The sequence below is a fragment of the Microbacterium testaceum StLB037 genome (assembly GCF_900104345.1).
GTDB lineage: Bacteria > Actinomycetota > Actinomycetes > Actinomycetales > Microbacteriaceae > Microbacterium > Microbacterium testaceum_A.
Window position 1 is genome coordinate 153230 of the sequence record NZ_FNJN01000005.1, and the last position, 16057, is coordinate 169286.

At 71.3% G+C, this 16057-nt stretch carries 17 protein-coding genes; 10 read left to right on the forward strand and 7 right to left on the reverse strand.

The annotated features are described in order from the left end of the window. Complete coding sequence (locus BLS25_RS12100; protein WP_074696062.1) at positions 1 to 270, reverse strand: DUF7218 family protein; 270 nt, start codon at positions 268 to 270, stop codon at positions 1 to 3. A gap of 165 nt (positions 271 to 435) precedes the next feature. On the opposite strand from BLS25_RS12100, the gene BLS25_RS12105 reads away from it, so the two are divergent. Both BLS25_RS12105 and BLS25_RS12110 read left to right on the forward strand, forming a co-directional pair. Then, complete coding sequence (locus tag BLS25_RS12105; RefSeq protein ID WP_074696064.1) at positions 436 to 1281, forward strand: DUF4097 family beta strand repeat-containing protein; 846 nt, start codon at positions 436 to 438, stop codon at positions 1279 to 1281. Beyond that, a complete protein-coding gene (locus BLS25_RS12110) occupies positions 1281 to 1886 on the forward strand; it encodes a PadR family transcriptional regulator (protein ID WP_074696067.1) in 606 nt (201 codons plus the stop codon). Before BLS25_RS12105 ends, BLS25_RS12110 begins: the two co-directional genes overlap by 1 nt. 4 nt (positions 1887 to 1890) lie before the next feature. Here BLS25_RS12110 and BLS25_RS12115 read toward each other — a convergent pair whose 3' ends face one another. Beyond that, positions 1891 to 2406 carry a universal stress protein gene (locus tag BLS25_RS12115; RefSeq protein WP_074696069.1) on the reverse strand — a complete coding sequence of 172 codons (516 nt, stop codon included), beginning with the start codon at positions 2404 to 2406 and terminating at the stop codon, positions 1891 to 1893. A 162-nt stretch (positions 2407 to 2568) separates the two neighbouring features. Between BLS25_RS12115 and BLS25_RS12120 the strand changes: the two genes are divergently transcribed. Beyond that, positions 2569 to 2751 (forward strand): DUF3073 domain-containing protein, encoded by a 183-nt coding sequence (locus tag BLS25_RS12120; protein ID WP_056225789.1) that lies wholly within the window; start codon positions 2569 to 2571, stop codon positions 2749 to 2751. Between the two features lie 134 nt (positions 2752 to 2885). Here BLS25_RS12120 and BLS25_RS12125 read toward each other — a convergent pair whose 3' ends face one another. The 3 genes from BLS25_RS12125 to purM are packed head-to-tail and all read right to left on the reverse strand — an operon-like array spanning position 2886 to position 6724. Beyond that, positions 2886 to 4103: an MFS transporter gene (locus tag BLS25_RS12125; protein ID WP_074696072.1), complete on the reverse strand. Its 1218-nt coding sequence runs from the start codon at positions 4101 to 4103 to the stop codon at positions 2886 to 2888. Beyond that, on the reverse strand, positions 4100 to 5575 hold the full coding sequence (gene purF, locus BLS25_RS12130) for an amidophosphoribosyltransferase (RefSeq protein ID WP_074696074.1): 1476 nt from the start codon (positions 5573 to 5575) through the stop codon (positions 4100 to 4102). Before purF ends, BLS25_RS12125 begins: the two co-directional genes overlap by 4 nt. 6 nt (positions 5576 to 5581) lie before the next feature. Beyond that, positions 5582 to 6724, reverse strand: coding sequence for a phosphoribosylformylglycinamidine cyclo-ligase (gene purM, locus BLS25_RS12135; protein ID WP_074696076.1), 1143 nt, complete (start codon positions 6722 to 6724; stop codon positions 5582 to 5584). Between the two features lie 92 nt (positions 6725 to 6816). Here purM and BLS25_RS12140 point away from each other — a divergent pair, with 92 nt between their 5' ends. Further along, positions 6817 to 7428, forward strand: a complete 612-nt coding sequence (locus BLS25_RS12140; RefSeq protein ID WP_056225776.1) for a hypothetical protein — start codon at positions 6817 to 6819, stop codon at positions 7426 to 7428. Between the two features lie 15 nt (positions 7429 to 7443). Here BLS25_RS12140 and BLS25_RS12145 read toward each other — a convergent pair whose 3' ends face one another. Next, positions 7444 to 7779, reverse strand: coding sequence for a potassium transporter Trk (locus tag BLS25_RS12145; protein ID WP_074696078.1), 336 nt, complete (start codon positions 7777 to 7779; stop codon positions 7444 to 7446). A gap of 89 nt (positions 7780 to 7868) precedes the next feature. Further along, positions 7869 to 8837 (reverse strand): LacI family DNA-binding transcriptional regulator, encoded by a 969-nt coding sequence (locus tag BLS25_RS12150; RefSeq protein ID WP_056225771.1) that lies wholly within the window; start codon positions 8835 to 8837, stop codon positions 7869 to 7871. 148 nt (positions 8838 to 8985) lie between these two features. On the opposite strand from BLS25_RS12150, the gene BLS25_RS12155 reads away from it, so the two are divergent. The 6 genes from BLS25_RS12155 (at position 8986) to BLS25_RS12180 (ending at position 16024) form a co-directional block, all read left to right on the forward strand. Further along, positions 8986 to 10482, forward strand: a complete 1497-nt coding sequence (locus BLS25_RS12155) for a mannitol dehydrogenase family protein (RefSeq protein WP_074696080.1) — start codon at positions 8986 to 8988, stop codon at positions 10480 to 10482. Between the two features lie 44 nt (positions 10483 to 10526). Continuing rightward, positions 10527 to 11531 (forward strand): zinc-binding dehydrogenase, encoded by a 1005-nt coding sequence (locus BLS25_RS12160; protein ID WP_074696082.1) that lies wholly within the window; start codon positions 10527 to 10529, stop codon positions 11529 to 11531. Between the two features lie 68 nt (positions 11532 to 11599). Further along, complete coding sequence (locus BLS25_RS12165; RefSeq protein WP_056225760.1) at positions 11600 to 13000, forward strand: MFS transporter; 1401 nt, start codon at positions 11600 to 11602, stop codon at positions 12998 to 13000. A 240-nt stretch (positions 13001 to 13240) separates the two neighbouring features. Further along, the gene (gene manD / locus BLS25_RS12170) at positions 13241 to 14467 is read left to right on the forward strand and encodes a D-mannonate dehydratase ManD (RefSeq protein WP_074696084.1); all 1227 of its coding nucleotides are present in this window, start codon (positions 13241 to 13243) and stop codon (positions 14465 to 14467) included. Beyond that, the gene (locus BLS25_RS12175) at positions 14457 to 15095 is read left to right on the forward strand and encodes a bifunctional 4-hydroxy-2-oxoglutarate aldolase/2-dehydro-3-deoxy-phosphogluconate aldolase (RefSeq protein ID WP_074696086.1); all 639 of its coding nucleotides are present in this window, start codon (positions 14457 to 14459) and stop codon (positions 15093 to 15095) included. Before manD ends, BLS25_RS12175 begins: the two co-directional genes overlap by 11 nt. Next, a complete protein-coding gene (locus BLS25_RS12180) occupies positions 15092 to 16024 on the forward strand; it encodes a sugar kinase (protein WP_074696088.1) in 933 nt (310 codons plus the stop codon). Before BLS25_RS12175 ends, BLS25_RS12180 begins: the two co-directional genes overlap by 4 nt. Positions 16025 to 16057: the final 33 nt, after the last annotated feature.

Genomic DNA, 16057 nt, shown 5'->3' on the forward strand with positions numbered 1-16057 from the left:
TCAGTGCGTGCGGAGCATGTCGATGAGCTCCGCCTTCTTCTTGCCCGAGTACCCGGTCAGCCCAAGCTCCTTCGCGCGCTTCTTCAGCTCGGCGACCGTGCGGTCCTCGTAGTTCTCGGCGTGCCCGCCCTTCTCGTCGATCGCGTCGCGGCCTCGAGCGGCTGCGGCGTTGGAGATGCGCGCGGCCTTCTCTTTCGAGTCGCCCTGCTTCCGCAGCTCTTCGTACAGGTCGGGGTCCTTCAGGCTGTTCGATCCTCGCCCTTGCGGCATGGCCGTCTCCTTCCGTCGGGAATCCCGACGCTAGGGGGGAGCGCCTCCCGCCGCACTCGGCTTGACAAGCCGTTCGCACCGTCTCGTCGAACGGGGGTTGACCAACTCGCGATATATCGCGATACTCGAACCAACGCGATATATCGCGAGTGAGGAGAAACAGCCATGGAGAAATGGATCGTCCACCCCGGCGAGACCCGCGTCATCGACGTCAACGCCCTGCGCGAGCTGAAGATCGGACTCGTCGGCGGCCAGGTCGACGTGATCGCCCACGACGAACCCGACGCCCGCATCGAGGTGCACGGCGTCACCGTGAAGGACCTGCGCATCGAGATGGTCGACGGCCGCCTCGAGATCAACCACCCCCAGCTGCGGTGGGACAACTTCCTCGAGGTGTTCCGCAACTTCGGCGCGGGTGGCCCGAAGGCCGAGGTCAGCGTCGCGGTGCCGCGCACCGTCGCCCTCACCCTCGGCGTGGTCAGCGCCAGCGCGCTCGTCTCGGGGCTTCACACCGATGTGCGCTTGAACACCGTCTCGGGCGACATCATCGTCGACGGCCTCACGGGCGACGTGGACCTCAACGCCGTCTCGGGCGACGTGCAGGTGCGCGAGCTCGATGGCGCCCTGAGCGCCAACAGCGTCTCGGGCGACGTCGCCGCGACCGGCCGCATCACGAAGGCCTCGATCGACACGGTCTCGGGCGCCATGCTCGTCGACTCGACGGGACCGACGCAGTCCGTCTCGCTCAACTCGGTCAGCGGCACCGCCACGATCCGCCTCGACCGCTCGCTGCCCGCCAACTACGTGTCGCGGTCGGTCAGCGGCCGCGTGCAGATCGACGGCCAGGTGCGATCCGGCAAGGGCCCGACCAACTTCACCGGGTCGACCGGCGCGCTCGCGGGCCAGTTCGTCGACGTGCGCGCCAACACCGTCTCGGGCGAGATCACGGTGCTGCGCCGCGGCATCTCGGGCCTGCGTCCCGAGGAACTCGCCGGAGAGGAGGAGTGGTGATGAGCCCCGTCTTCTCGCACGGCGACCTGCGCCTGTACATCCTGAGCCTGCTCGACGAGGCCCCGCGCCACGGCTACGACCTCATGCAGGCCCTCTCCCAGCGCACGGGCGGCACCTACTCGCCCTCCGCCGGCACCATCTACCCCCGACTCTCGAAGCTCGAGGAGGAGGGCCTGGTCACCAAGACCGTCGACGGCCGCAAGACCGTCTACGAGATCACGGATGCCGGTCGCGCCGAGGTCGCCGCGCGCACGGGCGACCTCGAGGGGATCCAGGCCGGCCTCGCCGACAGCGTGCGTCTCATCGCGGACGAGGTGCGGGGCAGCGTCCGGGATGCGATGCGCAGCCTCCGCGCTGATCTGGCCGCCGCCTCGCGTGAGGAGCGCGAGCAGGCGCAACCGACCCCGGCCGATGACCCGCGCTCCCGCAGCCGGGAACAGCTGTCGCGGGCCGATGCCGCCATCAACGAGTTCCGCGGGCGGGTGCGCTCCGAACTGCGGGCGCACGTCGCGCGCGGCGGAGAGCTCGCGGCATCCGGAGTCGACGACATCGAGGCGGCACTGCGCCAGGCGTCCGAGGCCGTCACGCGAGCGATGCGCGGCTAGGGCGTCACTCCCACGGCAGATCATCCTCGGCGCCGACCGGTTCTCCCTGCGGGACGATGAGGACCGGTCGGCGTTGCCGATGGCTCAGCCGTGCCGCCACCGAACCGGTGAGGAACTCGCGCAGCGATTCGCCGAGGCCGCGCTTGCGCGTACCGACCACGATGAGCGACGCGTCGATCTCGTCGGCGAGTTGGATCAGTGCCAGGGCGGGGTCTCCGATGATCTGGCGCACGCTCCAGGTGACGGTGCTCTCGCCGAGAGCTTCGGCCGTCGCGCGGCGCACCTCGTCGAGGGCGGCCTTCGCCGCCGCCCCGGCCACGTCCACCGTGGAGGAGTGCACGTATCCGTCGGGGTCTTCGAAGGCCACGAATCGCGTGGTGTCGACGTGGGCGACGATCAACTCGGCGTGCGAGAGGGCCGCGTAGTGGGCCGCCTCGCGCACGATCCGGCTCGACTGCCCGGGGACGACGGCGGCGATCACCTTTCCGGCACCGACGCTCGCGCGGGGCTGATCGGTCATGGAGTCTCCTCTCGACGACGGCCGCGGCCCGGTCGCCGCCCCTCGACGGCTCGGCCGGAATGCGCCGTGATATCCTGGCTGTTACTCTTACCGGCTCGGTCCGGAACCGCAATACGCAGGGCCCACAGTCGGCCCTCGACGTCGATCGTGAGGGGGTCTCGCATGGGGCGTGGCCGTCAGAAGGCGAAGAACACCAAGATCGCCCGTGAGCTGAAGTACGACACCTATTCGGTGAACTACTCGGCTCTCGAGCGCGAACTGGGTGCACCCGCTCCGGGTGAAGACGCGTACGTCGACAAGTGGGCCGACCAGTACAGCGACGAATACGACAACGAGAAGGCCTGACGCCTTCCCGCTCGTTCTCGTACCGCTCGTACTTCGGTGCCGCGGTCGTCTGATCGTCGTACCCGCAGAAGCCAGAACGCCGAAGGGCGGCGACGTTGCCGTCGCCGCCCTTCGCTCGCGTTCGCGTTGCGTCGTCACCAGGTGAAGCCCGTGCGACGTTCCCATGCCTCTTCGACGCTCTCGCGGCGCACCATGACGATCGCGGCGGGAACGACGAGCAGCAGAGCGACGCCGAGAAGAGAGAGACCCGCGATCCAGCCCCCGGTCACCTCGTGCGTGAGCCCGATGGCCAGCGGCATCAGGGCGGCGAAGGCGTACCCCACGCTCTGCACGAACCCGCTCAGGGCGACCGTCGTCTCGTGCGAGCGCGTGCGCAGCCCGAACAGCACCAGTGCGAGGGGGAACATCAGGGGCGGGATGCCGATGAGCACGACCCACAGCACGGTCGCGGTCGCCGGAGCCACGATCAGCCCCAGCACCCCCGTCACCCCGCACCCCACCGCCACCACGTAGAACGGGGTGGTGCGGCCGAGCCGCGCCACCAGCAGGGGCACGAGGAGCGACACCGGCAGGCCCATGAAGGAGAAGAGCGCGAGCAGTCCGCCGGCCTCCGCGGCATCCACTCCGGCGACGTCGATGAGCAGGGGCGGCATCCACGCGAACATCCCGTAGGCGACCGAGGAGTTCACGCCGAACGTGATCACGAGGGCCCACGTCTGCGGCACACGCACGAGCCGCGACAGCACGGCCGTGCGCGGCTCGTCGAGCGCATCGCGTCGCGACGCCCGCGCGCGCAGGTTCAGAGCGACCCAGGGGGCGACCGCGGCCAGCGCCACGACGGCCCACGTCGCGAACGAGCCGCGCCACCCCACGGCGTCGGCCAGCGGCACGGCGACGAGCGGGGGCGTGAACGTCGCCACCGCCATCGCGGTGCTGTAGACGGTCGTCATGAGCCCGATGCGCTCGGGGAAGTACTTCTTCACCACGGTCGGGATGAGCACGTTCGCGACGCCCACCGCCGCGAACACCCCGGCCGTCGCCCCGAGGAGCGACCACGCGTCCAGCGCCGCCGCGCGAAGCCCCAGCATGACCGCGGCCGTGATTGCGGCGATCAGCACCGAGCGCTCCAGCCCCAGGCGCCGCTCGATGGCCGGTGTCACCATTCCGGCGAGTGCGAACGCCACCGGAGGAGCCATGCCGATCAGGCCCACCACGACCGCCGGGAGCGGGAACTCCTCGCCGATGCGCGTCAGGAGCGGCGACAGCGAGGCCACCGCGATGCGCAGGGTCAACGCCAGCAGCACGATCGCCGCCGCGGCGAGGGCGATGGTTCCCGCGCTGCGGCGGGTCAAGACTCCTGGCTGCCCTCGACCCAGGCGAGGTACTCCTCCGACACGGTTCCCGTGACGTAGCGGCCGTCGAAGCAGCTCATGTCGAGATCGACCAGGTCGGTCCCCTCCATGATCGCCGCCTTGAGGTCGTCGACCTCTTGGTACACGAGGTAGTCGCAGCCGAGCTCTTCGGCGATCTCGGGGATCGTGCGGCCGTGGGCGACGAGCTCGTGGCGCGAGGGCATGTTGATGCCGTAGACATGGGGGTAGCGCACCGGCGGGGCCGCCGAAGCGAACGTCACGCTCTTGGCGCCGGCATCCCGAGCCATTTGGATGATCTCGCGGCTCGTCGTGCCGCGGACGATCGAGTCGTCGACGAGCAGGACGTTCTTGCCCTGGAACTCGGTCGACATGGCGTTGAGCTTCTGGCGCACGCTCTTCTTGCGCACCGCCTGCCCCGGCATGATGAAGGTGCGGCCGACGTAGCGGTTCTTGTAGAAGCCCTCGCGGTACTCGATGCCGAGCTTGCGGGCCACCTGCATCGCGGCCGGACGCGCGGAGTCGGGGATCGGCATGACCACGTCGATCGTCCCCGCGGGGGTGTACTTCGCCACGGTGTCGGCCAGGCGCTCGCCCATGCGCAGGCGCGTCTCGTACACCGAGACGCCGTTCATGACCGAGTCGGGGCGCGCGAGGTAGACGTACTCGAACGAGCACGGCGCGAGCGTCGGGTTCTCGGCGCACTGCTGGGAGTGCAGCGTCCCGTCGAGGGTGATGAACACCGCTTCGCCGGGGAGCACGTCGCGCACGACCTCGAAGCCGGCGTTCTCGAGCACCAGCGACTCGGACGCCACGATGTACTCGTCGCGCGGCTCGCCGCCCGGCACCTGAGCGGCGGGCCGCTTGCCGAGGATGAGGGGACGGATGCCGAAGGGGTCGCGGAACGCGAGCAGACCGTAGCCGGCGATGAGGGCGATCGAGGCGTACGAGCCCTCGACGCGTTCGTGCACGCGGGCGACCGCGCGGAACACTTGGGCGGGGTCGAGATCGGGGCCGGTGATCTCGGACTGCAGCTCGGAGCCGAGAATGTTCACGAGCAGCTCGGTGTCGCTGCTGGTGTTCAGGTGCCGACGGTCCTTGTGGAAGAGCTCAGTGGTGAGCTCTCGCGTGTTCGTGAGGTTCCCGTTGTGCACCAGCACGATGCCGTAGGGCGCGTTGACGTAGAAGGGCTGGGCCTCTTCTTCGTTCGACGCGGTGCCCTTGGTGGCGTAGCGCACGTGACCGAGGCCGATGTCGCCGAGCAGGGCGCGCATGTCGCGCGTGCGGAAGGCCTCGCGCACCTGACCGCGGGCCTTGTGGATGTGGAAGACGCCGCTGGACTCGGCCGTGGCCATGCCCGTCGAGTCCTGGCCCCGGTGCTGGAGGAGGAGGAGCGCGTCGTAGATCTCCTGGTTGACCGGGCCCTGCCCGGCCATGCCGACGATGCCGCACATGAGGTGTTAGCTCGCTCCGTTCGCCGGCGTGCCGGCATCCGCGTAGGTTCCGACCAGGCGCACGGCGCCGCCGTCGACGCCCTTGGCGCCCTGTTCGTACTCGCCCTCGGGGCGGGCTGCGTCGCGCACGACGCCGACCTGCCACGTGGCGATGCCCTCGGCCTGCAGCGCCGCGATCGCAGCGTCGGCGACCTCGGCGGCGACGACCGCGAGGAAGCCGATGCCGAGGTTCCACGTGCCCTCGGTCGCCGTCAGCTCGAGGCCGCCCATGTCGGCGAGCACGCGGAACACCGGCGAGGGGCTCCAGGTCGAGCGGTCCACGTCGACCCACGTGTTCTGGGGCAGGACGCGCGCGAGGTTCGCCGCGATGCCACCGCCCGTGACGTGGCTGAGCGAGTGGATGCCGGTTCCCACGGCCTCGTCGTCGAGCAGGCGCAGCAGCGGCGAGGTGTACAGGCGCGTGGGCTCGAGCAGCGCCTCGCCCCACGTCCCGCCGAGCTCGGCCGAGGCGGAGCCGTAGGCGATGCCGGCGCCGGTGATGATGTGGCGCACGAGCGAGTAGCCGTTGGAGTGCAGGCCGCTCGAGGCCAGCGCCAGTACGACGTCGCCGTTGCGCACGCGATCGGCGCCGAGGATGCGGTCGGCCTCGACCACGCCGGTCGCCGCTCCCGCGACGTCGTAGTCGTCGATGCCCAGCAGGCCGGGGTGTTCGGCGGTCTCGCCGCCGACCAGCGCCGTGCCGGTCATCGCGCAGCCACGCGCGATACCCGCGACGATGTCGGCGATGCGCTGCGGCACGACCTTGCCGCACGCGATGTAGTCGGTCATGAACAGCGGACGCGCACCGACCACGACGATGTCGTCGACGACCATGCCGACGAGGTCTTCGCCGATCGTGTCGTGCTTGTCGATCGCCTGCGCGATCGCGACCTTCGTGCCGACGCCGTCGGTGCTGGTCGCGAGCAGGGGGCGCGCGTAGTCGCGGAGCGCGGAGGCGTCGAAGAGACCGGCGAAACCGCCGACCCCGCCGAGCACCTCGGGCCCGTGCGTGCGACGCACGGCCGACTTCATCAGTTCGACGGCGAGATCTCCGGCGGCGGTATCGACGCCTGCGGCGGAGTACGGGTTTTCGTGGGGAGCGGAAGCCACCGCAACAGACTACCCGGGGCGAACACGCGCGGGCACCGCGCCCGCGACGCAAGGCCCACCCCGAGGCCTCTCCCCGTCCCTACAATGACGCCATGACGGGCGGTCAGCCGGAGTGGGTGATCCGCGAAGACGCGGCGCAAACGGTGCTCGTCGCGCTCTATCTGCGCCAGGTCCTCGGCATCCGGTCTCCCGACGAGCTCCCCGCCCTGCGTCGCGTGCCGCCCCCGTGGGTGGACGAGCGGACGGATGCCGCGCACGCCCAGCTCGAACGGGAGTGGCGCGAGTACTGGGCGATGACGGTGGAGCCGCAGGCGCACCCCTCGCCCGTTCCCCTCGAGTTGATCGACGGTTTCGACACGCTCGTCACCCTGCCGGTCGAAGGATCCGAGACCCTGCGTGCGGCCATCGGGGCGCACGCCGACGACGCAGTGGACTTCGCCCGGCTCGCGCACGACCGCTACGCCCGCGAGGCCGCCGCCCGACCCGGGGTCTCGTACCGCGCCTACGCGAGCGCGATCGCCGCGCACGAGCGGGCCGTGGGGCGACGCGCGCACTCGTTCGAGCTGAACGTGCAGGTGCTCCCGCTGGCCCAGCGGGGCGTGTGGTGGATCGGCTCTCTGACCGTGGCGGTGACCGACGGTCTGCGCGGTGACGTGGCCGCTTTCGACACCGCGATCCACCCGATCATCGCCGAACTGGCGTGAGGGGCGGGCTGCCGGTCAGATGCCGTGCTGCTCGTGCTCGACGGTGACCTGGCGGGTCCGGCCGCCGACGGTGCGCTCGAAGATCAGGGCGACGATCGCCCCCACCGCGACGCCCAGCACGACGAAGATCAGGGCGGTGAAGCCGAAGACCTGCATCTGCGAGTAGACGACCTGCGTGTACGGGCTGATGTCGGAACCGTCGATGAAGACGGTGAGCAGGAGAGCGACGAGGATGCCGAGGAACGCCCCGGCCGCCAGGAACACGCCGTACTTCGGGGCGCGACGGACCGTCAGCGTCTGGCGCTCATCGCGCGCGGCGGACGATCGTTCGGGGGCGGGCTGCTCGGCCATACGCCCATTGTCCCACCGCCGCACCGTTTCGGGGTCGCTCCGTCTCGGCGTCGAGAGGGCGGGGCGGCGGGCGTGCGGGGCGGGGTGCGTCACCGCGGGGAGCGCGGCGGTGCCGTCGAGCTGCGCACGATGAGCTGGGAGGGCAGGACCGTCTCGTGCGGCGAGGGGGAACCGCCCATCGCCTGCAGCAGCAGATCGACGGCGAGCGCCCCCGAGCGGGCGATCGGCATCCGCACGGTGGTGAGGCTCGGCGTCACCGCTCCGGCGAGCTCGATGTCGTCGATACCCACGAGGCTGACGTCGTCGGGGCACACGCGCCCGAGCTCGGCCATGCCGGCCTCGAGCCCGAGGGCGACGAGGTCGTTGTAGGCGATGACCGCGGTGGCGCCGCTGGCGACGGCCGCGGCGGCTCCCGCTCTCCCGCCCTGAATGGATGCCGCGTGGTTGCTCAGGCGGGTGAGGCGGATGCCGAAGCTCTCGCACGCGCGCGCCACGGCGTCGGCGCGCTGTTCGTCGGCCCATGAGCCGTGCGGTCCGGACGCGTACGCGATGTGGTCGTGACCCAGGGCCGAGAGGTGCTCGACCGCCTGGGTCGGTCCGCGCTCGGCGTCCATCACCACGCACACGGCGCCGTCGATGACGCGGTTCACGATGACGTGCGGCGTCTCGCCGACGAGATCGAGCACCTCCCGCTCGGGGAGGCGCGGCGAGCACAGCAGCACCCCGTCCGTTCGGCATCCGAGTTCGATCGCCTCGCGCTCGCGGCGAAGATCTTCATCGGCGTCGAACAAGACGATGCGGTGGCGGCCGTGCCACGCCTGCCCCTGGATCGCCTTGAGCAGGGTCGCATAGACGGGGTTCGCGGCATCCGGGACGACCACCGCGATCGTGCGGGTGCCGACGGCGGCCTGCGGCGTGGCGTAGCCGAGTTCGGCCGCAGCGCGGCGCACGCGTTCGAGGGTCGCGGGGGCGAGCCGGTCGGGCTCGCCGAAGGCGCGGGACGCCGTGGCGATCGACACCCCCGCGTGCCGTGCCACCTCGGTCAGGTTCGCCGCCATCACCACCGTCTCTCTGCCGTCGTTCCATCATCGTGCATGCCGACCTGAAAACTGTTGACAAGTTTGTACAAACACTGCACACTGCTTTCATGCCGATCATCGACGATCTCCCCCGGTCGAGCCCCGCCGCTTCGTCGGGAGCCCGCGCATGAGCGCGATCCTGCGCCGTGGCGCGACCCTCCCCGCGGCCGTTCCCGCCGCCCCCTCGGGCGCCGGCATCCTGCACCTCGGACTCGGCAGCTTCCACCGCGCCCACCAGGCCGTCTACACCGCCGCAGCCCTGCGCGCCGAGGGCGGCGACTGGGGCATCGTCGGCGTCGCCTCACGCTCGCGCCGGGTCGTCGACGCTCTGCACGCGCAGGACCACCTGTACTCCGTCGCGACGGTCTCACCCGCGGGCACGACCCTCGACATCCCCGGGGTGCACACCGACTCGTACGTCGCCGCCGATGACCCGGCCCGCGTGGTCGCCGACCTCGCCGATCCGCGCATCCGCATCGCGACGCTCACGGTGACCGAGAACGGCTACAGCTACTCCAACGCCACCCAGCGCCTCGACGTCGCCGACCCGATCGTCGCCGCCGACCTGCGCGGAGGCTCCCCCCGCTCGACCATCGGCCAGCTCGCCCGCGGCCTGCAGCGCCGGGCCGCGGCGGGCGGTGAACCGATCGCGATCCTCAGCTGCGACAACCTGCTGTCCAACGGCTCGCACACCGAGAAGCTGGTGCGCGCGTTCCTGCAGGAGCTCCCGGATGCCGAATCGGCCGATGCCCTGGCGTACCTCGACCGCGCCGTGACCTTCCCCTCGAGCATGGTCGACCGCATCGTGCCGTCGACCACCCCCGAGCTCACGGAGCGCGTCGCCGCTCTCCTCGGCGTCCGCGACGACGTGCCCGTGCCTGCCGAGCCCTTCACGATGTGGGCGATCGAAGACCGCTTCGCGGGTGGTCGCCCCGCGTGGGAGGCCGGCGGCGCGGTGTTCACCGACGAGGTGGGCGCGTACGAACTGCTCAAGGTGCGCCTGCTCAACGGCACGCACTCGCTGATCGCCTACCTCGGCGCTCTGCGCGGGGTTCCCACGATCCCGGATGCCATCGGCCTGACCGACGTCGAAGCCGCCGCCACCGCGATCCTGCGCAGCGAGTACGAGCCCTCGGTCACCGCCCCGCGCGGGGTCGACATCGCCGCGTACGAGCGCGACCTGTTCGCCCGCTGGGGCAATAGCGCGCTCGGACACCGTACGAGCCAGGTCGGCTCCGACGGGTCGGTCAAGCTCGGCCAGCGCATCCCCGGCCCGGTCGCCCAGGCGTTCGAGCGGGGAGAGTTCCCGCACCTGATCGCCCTCACGGTGGCCGCGTACCTCGCCTGCATCGCTCCGCCCGCGGGCTTCGACCCCGGCCCCCACGCCGCGGCCATGACCGACCCGGCTCGCGAGCGCCTCGCCGCCGCCGCGACCCGCGGCGGGCGCGACCTCGCCGCCCGCGCCATCGTCGAACTCCAGTTGTTCGGCGAAGACCTCGCGCACCGCACCGCCTTCGTCGACCGCGTCGGCGACCTGCTCGACACGATCGTCGAGCGGGGCGTCGACAGCGCGATCGCCGAGAGTCTCTCGGCATCCGGCACCCTCTCCCCCACCGCCCCCTGAACCCACCCGCGCCCGCCCGGGCGCACAGACCCGAAGGAGACGCGATGAAGCTTCTCGCGATCCACGCCGCGGAGGACATCCGCTGGGAAGACCGCCCCGCCCCCGAACCCGGCGACGGCGAGGTGCGGCTGCGCGTGCGCTACGTCGGCATCTGCGGGTCGGACCTGCACTACTACTTCCACGGCAAGAACGGCGAATACGCGGTGCGAGAGCCCCTGACCCCCGGTCACGAGCTGTCGGCCGAGGTCGACCTCGACCCCTCGGGGCGCCTCGCGCCGGGCACGCCCGTCACCGTGCACCCCGCGCGCTTCGGCCCCTCGGTGCCGGGCCTCGAGGAGCGCCCGCACCTTCGCGCGGGTGGCGACTATCTCGGCAGCGCCGCGGGCTTCCCCCACCGACAGGGCGGAGCCGCCGAGCTGCTCGTGGTCGAGGAACACATGATCCGCGTCCTGCCCGATGGGCTGTCCCTCGAGCGCGCCGCCCTCGCCGAGCCCCTCGCCGTCGCCATCCACGCGGTGAGCCTCGCGGGCGACCTCTCCGGCAAGCGGGCGCTCGTCATCGGATCCGGCCCCATCGGCCTGCTGGTCGCGGCGGCCGCCGTGCACGCGGGAGCCGGACTGGTCGCCGCGAGCGACGTGCGCCCCGAACCGCTCGAGCGCGCTCGCGTCCTCGGTGCGGCCGAGACCTTCCTCGTGGGCACCGACGCGATCGAGAACGAGTCGTTCGACGTCGTCTTCGAGTGCTCCGGCGTCGGAGTGGCCCTCACCCAGGCGGTCCGCGCCGCCCGCCGCGCCGGCACCGTCGTGCAGGTCGGCATGCTGCCGGACGCCGAGCTCGGGGTGAACCTCGCCCCGATGCTCGCGAAGGAGCTGACGCTGCGCGGAGCGTTCCGCTTCTCGACCGAGATCGACGACGCCATCGCGATGCTCGCCTCGACCGACGCGCTCGACACCGTCGTGTCGCACGTCGTCCCCGCCGCCGACGCGGTGAGCGCGTTCGCCGTGGCGCGGGACTCCTCGGCATCCGCCAAAGTCCTGCTCGCTCTCTGAGCGGGCCCCTCGAACATCCCCCGACACCCAGCGATCCCGCTACGCATCACCTACGAAGGAGTAATCCGATGAGCAGCTCATCCGCCCCCGGCGTCGACGCCTCGACGTCGCCGCCCGTCGCCAAACGGTCCGTCGGCGACCTCGCCCGCGCCGCCGTCTCGGGCTGGCTCGGCACCGCGCTGGAGTTCATGGACTTCCAGCTCTACTCGCTCGCCGCAGCCCTCGTCTTCAGCCAGATCTTCTTCGCCGGCGGCGACGCCGCGATGGCGGTCGTTCTGGCGATGGCCACCTACGGCGTGGGCTACGTGGCCCGCCCGGTCGGCGCCTTCTTCTTCGCCCGCATCGGCGACAAGATCGGCCGCAAGCAGGTGTTGTTCTACACGATCCTGCTCATGGGCGCCGCGACCACCCTGATCGGCGTGCTGCCCACCTACGAGCAGGTCGGCATCCTGGCCCCGATCCTGCTCGTGGTGCTCCGCCTCGCCCAGGGCTTCGGCGCCGGAGCCGAGATCTCGGGCGCGGGCGTCATGCTCGCCGAGTACGCCCCCGACAACCGCCGCGGCGTCGTCGCCTCGCTCGTCGCGCTCGGCACCAACTGCGGGACGCTGTTCGCCTCGGGCATCTGGGCGATCCTGCTCGCCGTGATGATGGAAAGCGACGTCATCGCGTGGGGCTGGCGCATCCCCTTCATCGGCAGCGCCGTCATCATGCTCTTCGCCCTCTGGGTGCGCTTCAATCTCAAAGAGAGCCCCGTCTTCGAGGAGCGCACCGACGTCGTCGACGGCAAGGCGCTCTCGCGCGCCGAGCTGCACAAGGTCGCCACCGAGACCAACGACATCCGCACGCTCGAGTCGCTGCAGAAGAAGCCCCTCAAGGCCGTGCTCGTGTCGTTCTTGCTGCGCTTCGGCCAGGCCGGCAACTCCGGCATCGTGCAGACCTACCTCATCTCGTTCATCACGATCACCCTCGCGATCTCGAAAGAGGTCGGCCCCGAGATCGTCATCGTCTCGTCGCTGATCGGGTTCCTCACGATCCCGCTCGTCGGCTTCCTCGGCGACAAGTTCGGCCGCCGCCGCATGTACATCGTCATGTCGGCGCTGTCGCTCGTGCTGATCGTGCCGACGCTGCTGATGATCAACTCCCGCGAGGTCGGTGCGATCTTCGTCGGCTACGCGCTCATCCACAACATCTCGGTGCTGGGCCTGGCGTCGATGGAGAACATCTCGATCCCCGAGATCTTCGGCGCCCGCAACCGCTACACCCTCACCGCCGTCGTGCGCGAGGTCGCCGCGATCGTCGCCACCGGCATCGGCCCGGTCATCGCCGCCGCGTGGGTGGCCGCAGCCACCGGCAGCATCGTGCCGATCATGGTGCTCATGGGCGTGTTCACCGCCGCGGCGCTGGTCGCCGCGATCGTGGCCCCCGAGTGGACCGGTCGCGATCTGCGGGATCCCCGCCCCGCGATGTGATCCCGCGGGGTCGCTCTCGAGCGGCCCCGCACCCGGGCGGGTTCGTGACGGCGGACCCGCCCGGCATCCCTCTCCTCCCTCGTCCTCCCGGGGCGTTCGGCGTGGCCCCGGGTCCGCGTACGACGCCCCGGGGCCGGCTCCGACGCCCCCGCGCGTGCGGCGCTGCTCCCTCCAGCGCCCCGGGGCCACGAATCGTGCCCCGCTCCGACCCGCCGCCTCCCTCCGCCAGAAAGTCCGCACATGAGCATCGCCTCCGTCGACGTCATCGTCACCAGCCCCGGCCGCAACTTCGTCACCCTGAAGATCACTACGAGCGACGGCGTCGTCGGATGGGGGGATGCCACCCTCAACGGCCGCGAGCTGTCGGTGGCGTCGTACCTCTCCGACCACCTCGCCTCGATGCTCATCGGCCGCGACGAGGATCGCATCGAAGACACCTGGCAGTACCTGTACCGCGGTGCCTACTGGCGTCGCGGACCCGTCACCATGGCCGCCATCGCGGCCGTCGACATGGCGCTGTGGGACATCAAGGCCAAGAAGGCCGGGATGCCGCTGTACCAGCTACTCGGAGGCGCGAGCCGCGACGGCGTGCGTGTCTACGCCCACGCCTCGGGCACCGACTTCGAGGCCCTCTCGAACGCGATCACCGGATACCGCGAGCTCGGTTTCACCGCCGTGCGCGTGCAGACGGGCGTCCCCGGCCTCGGGCAGATCTACGGCGTCTCGGCCGCGGGCCCGGGCGTGCGCTACGACTACGAGCCCGCGAAGCGCTCGGGCGACCGCCCCGCCGAAGAGACCTGGGACACCCGCCAGTACCTCAACCACATGCCCGGGGTGTTCGCGAAGATCCGCGAGGAGTTCGGCACCGACCTGCGCCTCCTCCACGACGGTCACCACCGCATGTCGCCGATCGAGGCCGCCCGCTTCGCGAAGGACGTCGAGCCCTACGACCTGTTCTGGCTCGAAGACGCCACCCCCGGCGAAGACCAGACGGCGCTGCGCCTCATCCGTCAGCACTCGACCACCCCGCTCGCGATCGGCGAGGTGTTCAACACCGTGTACGACTACCAGACGCTCATCACCGAGCGCCTGATCGACTACGTGCGCTCGGCCGTCACCCACACCGGCGGCATCACCGCGATGAAGAAGCTCCTCGATTTCGCCGCGATCTACGGCATCCGCTCCGGCATCCACGGTCCCACCGACATCTCGCCCGTCGGCATGGCGGCGGCCCTGCACCTGGATCTCGCGATCCACAACTTCGGCATCCAGGAGTACATGCCGCACAACGAGCAGACGCTCGAGGTGTTCCAGACCTCTTTCACCTTCGACAAGGGCTTCCTGCACCCCGGCGACCAGCCCGGTCTTGGCGTCGAGCTCGACGAAGAGGCCGCCGGCGCGTTCGAGTACACGAAGGCGTACCTGCCCGTGAACCGCCTCCTCGACGGGACCGTCCATGACTGGTGAGCTCCCCTCCCGCACCGTCGCCTCGAAGCTCGTCGTCGTCGCCCGGGCGTCCGCCGCGTCGGATTACGCGCCGGTGCTCGCCGCTCTCGCCGAGGCGGGCGTGCAGAGCGTCGAGCTGACGCTCACGACGCCGGGCACCTTCGACGCCTTCGCCGACCTGCGCTCGTCGTTCGACGGCGACCTCGGCATCGGCACGGTCACGAACCTCGACCAGCTCGAGCGCGCGATCGCCGTCGGCGCCGACTACGTCGTCACCCCCATCACCTCGACCGCCCTCGTCGAGCGCGCGGTCGCCGCCGGCATGCCGATCGTCCCGGGTGGTCTCACTCCCACCGAGCTGTTCGCCTCGTGGTCGGCGGGCGCCTCGGCGGTGAAGGTGTTCCCGGCCGGACAGGTCGGCCCCGGCTACCTGAAGGACCTGCGCGGACCGTTCCCCGACATCGCGGTCGTCCCCTCGGGAGGGGTGGATGCCGACAGCGCGGCCGCCTGGCTCGCGGCGGGCGCCGTGGCGGTCAGCGTCGGCGGTCCACTTCTCGGCGATGCGTTCCGCGGCGGCGACCTGGGTGCGCTCCGCGAGCGGGCCGAGCGGTTCGTCGCGGTGTGCGCCGGATCGGACGTACCCGCGTGACCCGCGTCGTGACCCTCGGCGAGACGATGGCGCTCGCCCGGACGACCGAGGTCGGCTCGCTCCGCCACGCCGCGGGCCTCGCCCTCGGCATCGGGGGCGCCGAAACCAACGTCGCCGTGGGCCTGCGCCGTCTGGGCGTCGACGCCGCGTGGCTCGGCCGCGTCGGCGACGACCCGCTCGGCGAGCGCATCGCGCGGGAGCTGCGCGGAGAAGGACTCGACGTGCGCGCGATCGTCGACGCCGCGGCCCCGACGGGCCTGATGCTCAAGGAGCGCCCGTCCGCGGCATCCACCGCCGTGCACTACTACCGCCGCGGTTCGGCGGGCTCGCGCCTCGCGCCCGACGACCTTCCGGCGGGATGGATCGAGAACGCCGATCTGCTGCACGTCACGGGCATCACGCCCCTGCTGTCCGACACCGCTCGCGCGACCGTGCTCGCGGCCGTCGAGCGCGCCCGCGCCGCCGGCGTTCCCGTCAGCTTCGACGTCAACTACCGCTCCGCCCTGGCGTCCGCCGTGATCGCGGGGCCGATCCTCCGCGAGATCGCGGCGCTGTCGACCCTCGTGTTCGGCGGGGTCGAGGAGTTCGCCCTGATGAGCCCGGATGCCGCCGAGTCGCTGCTCGATTCCGGCGTGCAGCACGTGGTGGTCAAGCGCGGCCCGGATGGAGCCGCCGCCTTCACAACGGCGGGCGCCACCGAGGCCCTGGGCTTCGTCATCGACCCGCTCGACACGGTCGGCGCGGGCGACGCGTTCGTCGCGGGCTACCTCAGCGCCCACCTCGAGGGCCTCGACGTGGCCGACACGCTGGTGCGCGCCAACGCCTGCGGCGCGATGGCCTGCCTCGTGCCCGGCGACTGGGAGGCCGCGCCCACGCGCCGCGACCTCGAGCGTTTCCTCGCCGGCGGCGGGGATCCGGTGCGGCGCTGACGTGGGCGCCGGCCACCTCCCGGAGGTCACGCC

Coding starts and splice junctions, on each gene's coding strand:
- BLS25_RS12115 (WP_074696069.1), bottom strand. CDS start 2,406: ATGACCGATCAGCCCCGCGCGAGCGTCGGTGCCGGAAAGGTGATCGCC.
- BLS25_RS12160 (WP_074696082.1), top strand. CDS start 10,527: ATGAAGCTTCTCGCGATCCACGCCGCGGAGGACATCCGCTGGGAAGAC.
- BLS25_RS12155 (WP_074696080.1), top strand. CDS start 8,986: ATGAGCGCGATCCTGCGCCGTGGCGCGACCCTCCCCGCGGCCGTTCCC.
- BLS25_RS12120 (WP_056225789.1), top strand. CDS start 2,569: ATGGGGCGTGGCCGTCAGAAGGCGAAGAACACCAAGATCGCCCGTGAG.
- BLS25_RS12110 (WP_074696067.1), top strand. CDS start 1,281: ATGAGCCCCGTCTTCTCGCACGGCGACCTGCGCCTGTACATCCTGAGC.
- BLS25_RS12150 (WP_056225771.1), bottom strand. CDS start 8,837: ATGGCGGCGAACCTGACCGAGGTGGCACGGCACGCGGGGGTGTCGATC.
- BLS25_RS12140 (WP_056225776.1), top strand. CDS start 6,817: ATGACGGGCGGTCAGCCGGAGTGGGTGATCCGCGAAGACGCGGCGCAA.
- BLS25_RS12100 (WP_074696062.1), bottom strand. CDS start 270: ATGCCGCAAGGGCGAGGATCGAACAGCCTGAAGGACCCCGACCTGTAC.
- BLS25_RS12145 (WP_074696078.1), bottom strand. CDS start 7,779: ATGGCCGAGCAGCCCGCCCCCGAACGATCGTCCGCCGCGCGCGATGAG.
- manD (WP_074696084.1), top strand. CDS start 13,241: ATGAGCATCGCCTCCGTCGACGTCATCGTCACCAGCCCCGGCCGCAAC.
- BLS25_RS12175 (WP_074696086.1), top strand. CDS start 14,457: ATGACTGGTGAGCTCCCCTCCCGCACCGTCGCCTCGAAGCTCGTCGTC.
- BLS25_RS12105 (WP_074696064.1), top strand. CDS start 436: ATGGAGAAATGGATCGTCCACCCCGGCGAGACCCGCGTCATCGACGTC.
- BLS25_RS12165 (WP_056225760.1), top strand. CDS start 11,600: ATGAGCAGCTCATCCGCCCCCGGCGTCGACGCCTCGACGTCGCCGCCC.
- purF (WP_074696074.1), bottom strand. CDS start 5,575: ATGTGCGGCATCGTCGGCATGGCCGGGCAGGGCCCGGTCAACCAGGAG.